This window comes from Streptomyces carpinensis (genome assembly GCF_002154505.1).
GTDB classification, from domain to species: Bacteria; Actinomycetota; Actinomycetes; order Streptomycetales; family Streptomycetaceae; genus Streptomyces; species Streptomyces carpinensis.
The window spans coordinates 1-11,313 of the sequence record NZ_MUBM01000219.1 but is presented as its reverse complement, the minus strand read 5'-3'; the positions used below and the strand labels follow the sequence as shown (position 1 = coordinate 11,313).

The window sequence follows — 11,313 nt, the reverse complement described above, 5'->3', positions numbered from 1 at the left end:
GGTGATGCCGGTCGCGGTCAGAGCCGCGGCGGCCGCGATGCCTGCGGTGATCGCGTGAGAGCGGTTCATGATCATGGTGGTGCCTTTTCGTGTCTGAGAGTCAGAGACCCGGCTGTGGGGGGCCGGTGAGATTGAACGTACTGACGCCTCCCGAAGCTGTCATTTCGGATGGATCGGATGTGGTGCTCCAAGGGGGCCAATCGGGGTATTCATGGCATCTGTGGCTCATTGCGGGGAGGACCGGTCGTGCCTCAAATCACCTGTGAATTTTGGTGATTGACTGACTATTAGCCCGTCAAGGTGATCTTCTGACGCTCCCTCACTCCTCGGGTGGGACGGGTGGCTGGGAACTGTCGGCGAGTCGCTGCTTGACATGCGGGCCGGTGTGGGAGTGAGGGCGACTGATCAGGCGTGGACAGCGGCACGACGCGGCATCACCGCCATGCCTGCATGAGCCTGCGTCATCGGCCGCAGACGCACCGTCACCTGCCGAGCGCCCCTGCGGCATCCGGCGCGCCGCCTGTCCCGTCCCTGTGCCGACCTCGGCGATGCCGAACGAGTCGTCCCCCCAATCCATCTGAGCACCGGTCAGGTGACACTCGCGGTCAGCCGTCACGGCACGGCAGGTGAGCCGGAACCTCGCGCCCGTCGCGTACCCGGCGCGGCCATCGTGGCCACAGCCAGGTGCTCTGAACGTCACCGACGAGCTCGTGAGCGTTCGAGAGGAGCCCACGAGGGCCGAACGGGTTGCCCGAGCGGCGGCGCCGTCACGCCTGCCACGGATCGGTCTCGCGGTCGGTCATCACTGGAAGACGGGTCACGAGACCCGGACGCGCGACGATGCATCCCGCAGGCAGGCGCTGTCCGGGCCGATGGCGCGACTGATCGACGTAGGTGCAGCACAGTGTCGAAGGAGGAACCCATGGCCGGGAGCAGCGAGCAGCCACGGTCGGAGAGCTGGAAGACGGCGGTGAAGATGCTCCAGGAGGCCGCACCGCTCTCCATCCCCGAGGGCGCCTCGGCGATGACCATCCACGTCGAGTGGGAGCCTGGCGACCCGGGTACTCCGCCGCACCGCCACTCGGGGCCGGCGTTCGGATACGTCATCGAGGGCGCCGTTCGATTCGAGCTCGAGGGCGAGCCCGAGCGCGTCATCGAGGCCGGCGGGACGTTCTGGGAGCCGGGGGGTGACGTGATCCATTACCAGGACGGCAACGCGCTCGGGGACGCACGGACCCGGTTCGTCGTGACCATGCTGTGCGCGCCGGGCAAGCCCATGCTGGAGCTCGTCGGCGAGGAGGAACTGGCACAGCGGTCCCATCTGCGCGCCCCGCGCCCCGCCGACTGATCCGGTGCCGCAAGCCATCCTTGCGCCGCGGCACGGTGCGCCGTCACGCGGTTCCGCACCGTCACACCGGGGAGTGGCAGGTGCCTGTTCGTGAGGGCGTGTCGCCGTGGGCGCGGAAATCTGTCGCATTGGGGGAGGGCGAGCCGTTAGCCTCCGCCTGAGCGTGGCGAGGCAGGTGACCGCGAAGGGGGCCGGGCATGGAGAGCTGGCGCGTACGGACGGACCGTTTGGGCTTGCTGCTCGACCAGTTCGACTGCGCCAGGGAGATGGCCCAGGTGCGGCTGACCGGGCTCGGCGACGAGGAGTATCTGTGGGAGCCGGTACCCGGTTGCTGGTCCATCCGGCGCCGGGGAGAGGCGGTGACGCCCAGGGCGTTCGGGCCGGGCGACTGGGTGCTCGATCAAGGTGCCCCGGAGATCCCGGCGAGCGAGTACGCCGAGGTCGCCCGGCAGGCGGCCGGTGGCATGACAGTCACCAAGATCGCCGACGACTGGGGGGTGAGCGTCGAGCGCGTCCGGCAGGTCCTCGAACACAGCGGTCCGCCGGAGCCCGACACGACACCGGTGACCACGATCGCGTGGCGGCTGGGACACCTGCACTCCTGCTTCGCCGGCCAGTGGGAGTGGACCTTCGGCGAACGTCGACAGGAGCCGAAGCTGCTGGTCGACTTCACTCCCTGCGCCGCCTCGGCGGTCGAGCGGTTCTGGGCACTGACGGACCGCTGGCGCGCAGACGTCGCCGCCGTGACCGACGAGCAGCTCGACACGATCGGCTACTCACAGTATCCGTACGGCTCCGACCCCGACGATCCGTTCATCACCGTGCTCTGCGGGGCCAACCTCGAGTTCATCCACCACATGGCCGAGATCGCCCTCCTCCGAGACCTCTGGCGGTCCCGCTTCACCCCTCGCGGGTAGGCCCGGGCGCGCCGCGACGGTGGGCAATGGCGCTTGCGGTCCACGCACCGGCGATCGGGGACGGCGTCGCTGCAGGTCGGAGGCCGGGCAGGCGGAAGATCCGGAGCCCCTTGGTGCGAGCTCCGGCGGATGCCTAACCTGGGAAGTGGTCTTGGCGCCTATGGGGCAGGAGGTCCGACCCATGGCTGTTGAGCTGAACCACACGATCGTTGCCGCACACGACAAGCACGCCTCGGCAAGGTTCCTCGCCGACATCCTGGGGCTCGAAGTGAGCCCCGACTACGGTCCGTTCGCACCCGTCGAAATACCGAACGGCGTGTCCCTGGACTACCGGGACACGACCGGGGCGGTCACGCCGCAGCACTACGCCTTCCTGGTCTCCGAGGACGACTTCGACTCGATATTCGGCCGCATTCAGGAGGCGGGCCTGACCTACTGGGCGGATCCGTTCCACCACCGGCCCGGCGAGATCAACCACAACGACGGCGGCCGAGGGGCGTACTTCGACGATCCGAACGGTCACGTCATGGAGATACTGACGAGGCCGTACGGGAGTGGCGGGGACTGAGAGCCGGAGTCAGGCGCTGACCGTGGGTCACTCTGCCCTGTCGGCCGGACCGGCGCCGGGACGTCCCGGACCGTGCCCGTTCCAGAGCAGGGCCCGGGACGCACCGCGCCTGAGCGAGGTCAGTTCCTGGCAGAGCGCGCGTTGCGTATCGCCCGCGTGACGACCGGCGGCAACAGGTCGACGGCGAGCCGGCGGGCCCGGATGCCGCGCCGGGGTGCGGGCCGGGCGGGCCGGGCCGCGGTAGCAGGCGCCGGCGTGGTGGCGGGCGCCGGCGTGGGCACCGGCGCGGGCGCCGGCTCCGAAGCCGTGGAGGTCGTCCGGGCCGCCTCTTCGGCGTGCCTGGACAGCGGGAAGGACGGCGCCGGCATCCCCTTGGACTTCAGGCGGATGATCCGGTGCCCGGCCGCGTCCTGGATGCTGAGGTGGCAGTCGGACCGCTCCTGCACCATGGCGATGAGTTCGTCCCGGACCGGTTCGGGATCGCCCCAGGTGCCGTAGAGCTTCTGCGTGCTCAGGCAGACGGGGTTGAGTCCGCGGTTGAGCACGGCCTCCCAGGCGGCTATGGACACGCCGGGCGTGTGCTCGGAGCGGAAGTCGTCGAGGACGACGATGCCGTCGGGCAGCAGCACGTCGTGGGCGGCTCCGATGTCGCCGTGCACGTGCTCGTACAGGTGCGAGGCGTCGATGTGCACGAACCGGCAGGAGCGAGGCTCGACCTCTTCGGGGACCACGGAGCTGGGCCCCTGCAGCACACGGGGCAGTTCGTCGTGGAAGGAGAGGTAGTTCTCCTCGAAGGCACGCCGGGTCAGCGCACTGTAGGACTTGCTCGACTCGGCCCGGTTGGCGTCGTCCGGCGCGTCGCCCTCGAAGAGGTCGCACACGGTGTACTTCTCACCCGGCTGCCGGTGCCGGCCGATGAAGATCGCGCTCTTGCCCATGTACACACCGACCTCCAGGAGGTCGCCTCGGGTCCCGGCGGTCTCCTGCCGGCTCAGGAACCAGTCGAAGAGCAACTGGTCGAGCACGGGGAACCAGCCGGGCACGTCGTCGAGACGGTGGGGCGGTCGCGTCACTTCCTGGATGGTTGCCATGAGGCGGAGGCACTCCCTCGGTACGACGGTCTGTGGGATCCCTGCGGAAAGCCTATGGGGGTGGCGGCAAGGGCACCACGGTTCCTGCCCAGAGGGTCGGTTGAAAACCCAAGAAGAGATGAATGACTGCCCAACTTCCGGCCCGCCGGCCTGCTCATCCGATCCCTTTTGGTGCTGCTCACGCGCTTCGGGCAGGTCTGGGAGGCCGCCGGGGTGCCCGCGCAGCCTCTCGCCGCTGCGCTGTCAGCGGTGTTCGATGCGGTCGGCGCACCGGTTAGGACACAGCCCCGACTCCTCGCCGCGTTCCGCGGCGGCCGTGGCCCACCACCAGCTGACCGGTGACGCCGGTCGGGGGCGCTTCACGCCTTCGGCAAGCTACTCTCGGGCAGGGCCGGACCCGCTGGTGCCTGAGCAGTCCGCGGCCGCTGGGCAGCGCCGCCGCTCCGCTGCCGCCGCTCGCCGAGCCGCTGCTGGGCCCGGGTACGAGCGGACTCGCATGGTGTCCGCCGAGGCGCACCACGCCCGGCGCCGCGACGGCCACGACGCAGCGGGTCGAGATCGTCGTCACCGTCCCCGGCGCGCCCTCCGGCGACCTCGTCCAGGCGGCTGGTCACGGCGGTCATCGGCGTCACGTGTGCTCGTTCGCAGACCTGCCACGGTGGCAGGGTGCCGCACACCGCCGTGGCCGGCGCGACGGCGCCCACCGCCGCACCCGCCTCGGCGACTGCGACGCGCGACTACGCCTCGGCCACGACGATGTAGAACGTCACCGCCGCGAGAAAGGGGCCCTGCCTGAGATGGGTCAGCCAGGCCTCCGCCGTCTCGTCGGTGAAGTAGCCCGCAGCGACGGCGCGCCGAGTGGTCCGTTCCAGACCGAGGATCCGGTCCGCGACGTGGAGGTTCCGGAAGACCGGCGTGACGGCGATGACCTCGGGCACGGAGAAACCGCTCTCGGCCGCCAGGCGTGCGAGTTGCCTGCCGATGCCCGCGTTGCGGACCACGCGTTCGGCCACGTGGCGGGTGTAAGCGCGCGTGAGGTCGCCGTCGGGGTGGTCGACCGTCAGGGTCTCCCAGTCGGGCTCGCCCATGACGAGGCGTCCGCCCGGCCGCAGAACCCGGTGGATCTCACTGAGCGCCGCCCGGGGATCGGCGACATGCTGCAGCACCCGGTCGGTGCGGGCGCGGTCGACGGTGCGGTCGGGCACCGGCAGGTCGTGGATGTCGCCGTGCCGGACGTCCACCACGGCCCGACCGGTGGCGCGTGCCCGGGCAGCCTCCACCATGTCCTGGTCGTGGTCGATGCCGATGACGGCGCCCGCTGGGGTGACTGCTCCGGCGAGCGTCTCGAGGTCCGTACCGGGACCGCAGCCGAGGTCGAGCGCGGTGTGCCCGGCGTGCAGATCGAGTTCGTCGAGCATGCGCCGCTTGTAGGAGCGGCCGAGATCGCTCGTGGCGAGCCGGTCGAGATAGGCGACGGCATCGGGCTTGGACGTCTCGAACGCGGTCGATGTCATGCGTGCCAGTCAACCGACCGCCTTGTCCTGCGCAACCGCTGCGTCACGGGAACGCGCGGCCGCACCGCATGCCGGAGTGGCGTGTGTAGAACGCGGGCTTGACTCTCCCTCAGGGGGAGACCCGAAGGTGGGGTCATGGACGGCGGCACCCTTTACTCGATCGGTGAACTGGCCCGGCGCACCGGGCTGACGGTCAAGACGATCCGGCTCTACTCCGACCGCGGCATCGTGACGCCGGCCGAGCGCACCTCCGCGGGATACCGCCGGTACGGCCCGGATGCCGTCGCCCGTCTGAACCTCGTGCGGACGCTGCGCGACCTGGGCCTCGGCCTCGACGTGATCCGGCGTGTCACCGATCAGGAGCTCACGCTCGGCCAAGTCGCCGCGGAGCATGCCGCCGCCCTGAACGTGCAGATCAGCATCCTGCGTCTACGGCAAGCGGTGCTGACCACCGCGGCCCGACGCGAGCCCACCTTCGAGGAGATGGAGCGTATGCACCACCTCGCCATGCTGTCCGAGGCCGAGAGGCGCCGGTTGGTCGACGAATTCCTGGACGTCGTCTTCGACGGTCGTCACGCTGACCCCGGGCGCGCCGGGATCCGGCGTTCCATGACTCCTGAGCTGCCCGACAACCCCACGCAGGAACAGGTCGAAGCCTGGGTGGAGCTGGCGGAGCTGTCCCTGGACACGGACTTTCGTGCCGGGGTGCGCACCTTGGTCGAGAGCCACGTGGCCGAACCGCCTGATGACGCCGCGACGCCTCCGCGCCCGGACGTCGTCGCCGTCACCCGCGAACTCGTGCAGGCAGCCGTGGCGTCCGGTGTCTCTCCCGGCTCACCGCAGGCCGATCCCGTCGTCGCCACGCTCACCGCGCGGTGTGCGATCGCCGTCGGCCGCCCCGACGACGCCGAGCTGCGGGGCTGGCTGCTGCGCCGCCTGGAAACCGCGAACGATCCACGCCGGGACCGGTACTTCGACCTGCTCGCCGTGATCAACGGCTGGCCGGCTCCGGAACCCCTGGCGCCGCTGATCGACTGGTCCGTGCAGGCCCTGAGGATCCGTACGGCCCGGTGATTTCGACCCTGGTGTCCGGTGAGTGGCGGCGCGCACGGCCTGCCGGAACCGTAGGGCGGTTGCGACCGCCGGGACGGGCTCAGGGGGCCGGGTCCGGGTGCGGGGTGCCGAGGTAGGGGAACTCGTCCAGCAGGTCGGTGTGCGGTCCGATGTGGTCGGTGGGGGTCCTGCCGCCTGAGATCATTTTCAGGCGCGCTGAGGTGATGTCGTCGGCCGGCGTCCGGCCGTTGGGATAGAGGGCCAGCCGGGAGCGGTCGTAGCGCAGGATGTCGGGCAGCACGGTCCGCAGGGTCTCGCGGGCCGTCTCGGCGTCGTATCCGCCGGTGTGCGCCAGGACGGCACTCCACGGTTCGAGGTAGGTGTCCCAGTCCTGGGCGGGCTCGCCCTCGTTGTAGGCCGCCTTCGCGGCGTCGTCCTGGTTGAAGTACGCCGTCAAGGAGAGGTGCGCGCCGCGGTCCACCGAGGTGAGCCGTCCGTTCTGCCGCAGGCTCACCCTGCCCCACAGGCCGATCACCGGGTCGGGGCTGAGCTCGGTGCTCGGCATCTCGAGCACGATGCCGAAGACGTTCTTGTCGGCTCCCCAGTCGACGCCGGTCCACTGGAAGTCGGCGAGGATGCCGTCCAGGTCGGCGAAGAAGGGGTCGCTGCGCATCCCCGCGAAGAGCCGGTACCCGCCCGAGACGGTCACCTCCGGCTCGGCACCGAAGGAGACCGGCGCATCGGCGAGGACGCGCTGCCCGCCGGCCTCGTGGGAGCGTGCCTGTTCGCCGTCGGCCCGGTGGACCGTGACCGTCTGCCGGCCGTTCTGGGGGTCCGTGAAGACGAAGCTGAAAGCCACGTCGGCCTGGTGGTCGCCGTCGGTGTCGACGTTGATGCGGTAGACGGCATCCGGGTGGAAGGCCTCACCACCGGTGGGTGCGGCCGGGTTGACGTTCAGGATCAGCACGGTGCGGTCGCCCGGCACCGTGAACGCGAACAGGTCCGTCATGTCCAGCCGGGCATCGCCCCGGGGAGAGCGCAGATTCGGGCCACTGAGGTGATGGGACATGCCGATCACTGTGTCCGCGCGGCGGCACGACGGGGCGTGACGCACGGCCCGGACGGACGGGAAAGCACCCGTACGGCGCCGGCCTGATGGCCAGGGGCGTACCCGGGAACGCTGGCGCGTCCCCGGTGGAACCAGGGCACGTTCCCGTGGACGCCGCTGATTCACCGCCGGCACCGACGCGTGCCGACCGGCGGCTGTCGCCCGGGCGTCCTCGTCAGGCGGGCGCCGCTGGGAGGAGACGCGTCACCATGGTGTCGACCAGGGCGTCGAGCCGGTGCGGTGTGAGGAGTTCCGGGACGGTCAGGTCGTCGACGATCAGTCCCAGCATGGCCAGATACAGCAGGACCACCCCGGAGCGGTCGCCGGGCAGGCCGCTGCCCAGGTGGAAGTCGATGTTGGCGTCGAGCTCGGCGGTGAGGAAACGCGTGAGCTCGGTGTGGAGTTCGGGCCGCCGGGTGGCCTCCAGACGCAGTTCCAGCATGGCCAGGTGACTGCTGCGGTCACGGCGCATGCGCTTGACGAGCTGGAGCATCAGTGTCCTGACCAGCTCGTGCGACGGCTCGGCGGTCATCGTGTCGGCCAGCTCGGCCGGATCCGGGGTCAGGCGCTCGCGGGTGCGACGCACGACCTGGGCCAGCATGTCGGCGCGGTTGGTGAAGTAGTTGGAGGCCGTCCCGGTGGGCACGGCTGCTTCCTTGTCGACGGCGCGCAGCGTCAGGCCCCGGGAGCCCTCGCGGGCGAGGACCTCGATGGCGGCGTCGAGCAACGCGGTGCGGCGGGCCGGATTCTGACGCATCGGCAGCTCCTGGAAAACTCATTGACACCACTGTGGGTGCAGTACTACGGTCAAACCACTTCAGGTACAGTACATCAATGGGGCGTGAAGTGGGGAGAGCCATGCAGGCCACGGTCCCGCCGCGTCACCGCAGGAAAGAGAGACCGAATGCGCAAGCTCACCTACTACGTCGCCGCCACCCTCGACGGCTACATCGCCGGCCCCGACGGCAGCTACGACTTCCTCCCCTTCGAGGGGGAGATCCGGGAGGCGATCCTCGCCGAGTATCCTGAGACCATGCCGGCGCACGTCCGTGGACCGTTCGGCCTGACCGACACCCCGCACCGGCACTTCGACACCGTGATCATGGGTCGCGGCGCCTATGAGCCGGCCCTGAAGGCGGGCATCACCAGCCCGTACTCCCACCTGAGGCAGTACGTCGTCTCCCGCACCCTGACCTCCGCCGATCCCGAGGTGGAGATCGTCGCCGAAGACCCGGCCGCGCTGGTGCGCGACCTGAAGAAGCAGGACGGGCTGGACATCTGGCTCGCCGGCGGCGGCAAGCTGGCCGCCGCGCTCCGCGACGAGATCGACGAACTCGTCATCAAGCGCAATCCGGTCGTCATCGGCACCGGCATCCCGCTGTTCGACGGCCCGTTCGCCCCCACCGGCTTCCTGCCGATCGCGCACCGCGGCTTCGACTCCGGCGTCAGCATGATCACCTACACGAGGAAATGACGTGAGGACACTCGCCACCCCGTCCCTGCTGGCGGCCACCGTGGCACCGGTCTGATGGCCGGACTGTTCGCCGCCTTCGCCTACGCAGTCATGCCCGGCCTGCGCCGCGGTGACGACCGCACGTTCGTCACCGCCATGCAGCAGATCAACACGGCCATCCTCAACGGATGGTTCATGACCTGCTTCCTGGGGGCGATCGCGGCGCTGGGGGTCGCCGCCGCCGCGCAGTGGACCGGTGGCGACCGGAAGGTCTTCGCCCTGGTCGTCGCCGCGCTGGTGCTGTACCTGGCGATGTTCGTCATCACCTCCGCGGTCAACGTCCCACTCAACGACCAGCTGGCGGACGCCGGGCGGCCCGACCACATAGCGGACCTGGCCGCCGTACGAGAGCGCTTCGAGTCCACCTGGGTCGCCTGGAACGTCGTCCGGGCCGTGACCTCCACCGGCGCGTTCCTCTGCCTGGCCTGGGCCCTGGTGCTGCACGGCCGTTCCACCCGCTGAGACTCGAACCGGGTGACAGGACCTAGAAGGCTCATGAAGATCTTGGTGAGGGGCTGTTCGGCCGTAGGCCGGGCAGCCCCTGTTCGCTATGCGGTGGCCGGGGCGAGTTGCCAGCGGCCGTCAGTGTGGGTGAGTCCGAGGTTGATCAGTCGGCGGAGGTTGAGGGCGGCGGCTCGGGTGTGGAGCCAGGTGTTGTTGGCGATGGTTCCGCGGTAGCGGAGTCTGCGGTTGCCGTGCTGGACGAGCCAGGCGACGGCGCGTTCGACGGGTGGTCGCCAGCGGCGGTAGTCGGCTTGCCAGTCCGGGTCGGTGGCGGCCTGGCGGCGGGCGGCCGCCTGCAGGTCGTGGTGGGGGCGGATGGTCAGGATGCGGCCGGCTTTGGCCTTGGTGCACCGCTCGCGGAGCAGGCATCCGGTGCACAGGTTCCCGAAGGCCGCCTTGCGCTGGTTGTGCTGTCCTCCGGGATCCGACAGGGCAACGGTGTGCCTGGCGGGGCAGGTGACCGTGGCGGCGGCGGTGTCGATGGCGAAGTCGTCGAGGGTGAAGCCGCCGGGGACGGCGGGCCGCAGCGGGGCGGGCTTGAAGAACAGCCGGTGCCCCGCCTGGTGCAGGACTTGGCGCATGTCGCCGGCGGAGTAGGCGGTGTCGCCGAAGGCGTCCACCGGACTCTCCTCGTCGGCCAGCAGGTCCAGGCCGACGGTGGCCTCGTGGTGCTCGGCTCCGGCGCCGGGCCGCAGAGCCACGGCCGTGTATAAGCCGGTCTCGGGCTCGATGGCAAGGTGGGCTTTGTATCCGTCCTGCTGGTGGGTGCGGGTCTTGTGGATGTGGCGGGCTTCGGGGTCGACGGTGGACACGACGCGGCCCGGAGCGGTCCCCTGGCTGATGCGCCAGCGTCCGTCGCGGCCGTCGGAGTCCTCGGCCGGCTCCACGTCTTGTCCTGCGACCAGCGCCAGGATGCCGACCGCGTTCGCGGCCTTCTCGCCCAACTGTTGGTCGGGCAGGTGGCCCAGCAGCCTGAGCGCGTCACCGACCAGGGCGTCGACGAGGTCGGCGCGGGCCTGCTGGTCGTTCCAGGCGATGCGGGGTTTGCCGGGATCGGTGTAGTCGTGCGCGGTGCACTGCAGGGCAGCGACCTCGGGGGCGAGGGGCACTTCGCGGATCACCGCGCGGACGGCGGCGATGAGCTGGGTGACGGTGTCCTGGGTGGCCACCGCGTCGTCCAGCACGGTGGAGTCCAAGGCCCGCCGGTGCTTGCCGCCCAGGACACCGGTGGCCTTCACCACCTCGCGCACGGCCTCGAAGACGCGGTCGGGCCGGGCGGAGCGGGCCAGGCGGCGGCGGAAGTAGGCGAGCAGCGACGGGTCGAAGGCCATGTCGTTCAGGCCCAGCCCGCACGCGGCCTTCCACCGCAGGTCACACCGCAGTTCCTGAACCGTTTCGAAGTCCGACAGCCCGTGCAGGGCCTGCAGTGTGATCGCCGCGGCGAGGATCTGCGGCGGCATGCTCGGTCGTCCGTTCGCCGACGGGTACATGTCCGCGAACATCTCCGCCGGGAACAGCGCACCACGATGCTCGGCCAGGAACGCGAACACGCTCCCAGCCGGGATCAACTCCCGGCAGGTCTCCCACACATCCGGCCCGACCGTGTCCCCGGCCCATTCCCCCATCACCACGAAACGAGTCTGGCCCCGCCGCTCACGCGGCGGAGCCAGAACCCCAAGATCTTCATGAGCCTTCTA

General features: G+C 70.2%; 11 protein-coding genes. 6 read left to right on the top strand and 5 right to left on the bottom strand.

The window, feature by feature from the left end:
• Nucleotides 1–922 precede the first annotated feature (922 nt).
• From BZY54_RS28205 to BZY54_RS28195, 3 genes are all read left to right on the top strand, one after another.
• Nucleotides 923–1,348, top strand: coding sequence for a cupin domain-containing protein (locus BZY54_RS28205; RefSeq protein ID WP_086728153.1), 426 nt, complete (start codon nucleotides 923–925; stop codon nucleotides 1,346–1,348).
• Nucleotides 1,349–1,545: 197 nt separating this feature from the next.
• Nucleotides 1,546–2,265, top strand: coding sequence for a DinB family protein (locus BZY54_RS28200; protein WP_086728152.1), 720 nt, complete (start codon nucleotides 1,546–1,548; stop codon nucleotides 2,263–2,265).
• A gap of 181 nt (nucleotides 2,266–2,446) precedes the next feature.
• On the top strand, nucleotides 2,447–2,833 hold the full coding sequence (locus tag BZY54_RS28195; RefSeq protein ID WP_086728151.1) for a VOC family protein: 387 nt from the start codon (nucleotides 2,447–2,449) through the stop codon (nucleotides 2,831–2,833).
• A gap of 119 nt (nucleotides 2,834–2,952) precedes the next feature.
• On the opposite strand, the gene BZY54_RS28190 is transcribed toward BZY54_RS28195, so the two are convergent.
• Nucleotides 2,953–3,924 carry a class I SAM-dependent methyltransferase gene (locus BZY54_RS28190; RefSeq protein WP_086728150.1) on the bottom strand — a complete coding sequence of 324 codons (972 nt, stop codon included), beginning with the start codon at nucleotides 3,922–3,924 and terminating at the stop codon, nucleotides 2,953–2,955.
• Between the two features lie 737 nt (nucleotides 3,925–4,661).
• Entirely contained in the window at nucleotides 4,662–5,438 is a 777-nt protein-coding gene (locus BZY54_RS28185) for a methyltransferase domain-containing protein (RefSeq protein ID WP_086728149.1), read from the bottom strand.
• Between the two features lie 135 nt (nucleotides 5,439–5,573).
• On the opposite strand from BZY54_RS28185, the gene BZY54_RS28180 reads away from it, so the two are divergent.
• Nucleotides 5,574–6,512: a MerR family transcriptional regulator gene (locus tag BZY54_RS28180; RefSeq protein WP_086728148.1), complete on the top strand. Its 939-nt coding sequence runs from the start codon at nucleotides 5,574–5,576 to the stop codon at nucleotides 6,510–6,512.
• A 79-nt stretch (nucleotides 6,513–6,591) separates the two neighbouring features.
• Here BZY54_RS28180 and BZY54_RS28175 read toward each other — a convergent pair whose 3' ends face one another.
• Nucleotides 6,592–7,560, bottom strand: coding sequence for a DUF4331 family protein (locus BZY54_RS28175; RefSeq protein WP_086728154.1), 969 nt, complete (start codon nucleotides 7,558–7,560; stop codon nucleotides 6,592–6,594).
• A 214-nt stretch (nucleotides 7,561–7,774) separates the two neighbouring features.
• Entirely contained in the window at nucleotides 7,775–8,356 is a 582-nt protein-coding gene (locus tag BZY54_RS28170; protein ID WP_086728147.1) for a TetR/AcrR family transcriptional regulator, read from the bottom strand.
• A 147-nt stretch (nucleotides 8,357–8,503) separates the two neighbouring features.
• On the opposite strand from BZY54_RS28170, the gene BZY54_RS28165 reads away from it, so the two are divergent.
• Both BZY54_RS28165 and BZY54_RS28160 read left to right on the top strand, forming a co-directional pair.
• Nucleotides 8,504–9,073: a dihydrofolate reductase family protein gene (locus BZY54_RS28165; RefSeq protein ID WP_086728146.1), complete on the top strand. Its 570-nt coding sequence runs from the start codon at nucleotides 8,504–8,506 to the stop codon at nucleotides 9,071–9,073.
• A 54-nt stretch (nucleotides 9,074–9,127) separates the two neighbouring features.
• Nucleotides 9,128–9,574, top strand: coding sequence for an anthrone oxygenase family protein (locus tag BZY54_RS28160; protein ID WP_086728145.1), 447 nt, complete (start codon nucleotides 9,128–9,130; stop codon nucleotides 9,572–9,574).
• Nucleotides 9,575–9,660: 86 nt separating this feature from the next.
• Here the strand turns inward: BZY54_RS28160 and BZY54_RS28155 are convergent, their stop codons facing one another.
• Entirely contained in the window at nucleotides 9,661–11,241 is a 1,581-nt protein-coding gene (locus BZY54_RS28155) for an IS1182 family transposase (protein ID WP_086728144.1), read from the bottom strand.
• Nucleotides 11,242–11,313: the final 72 nt, after the last annotated feature.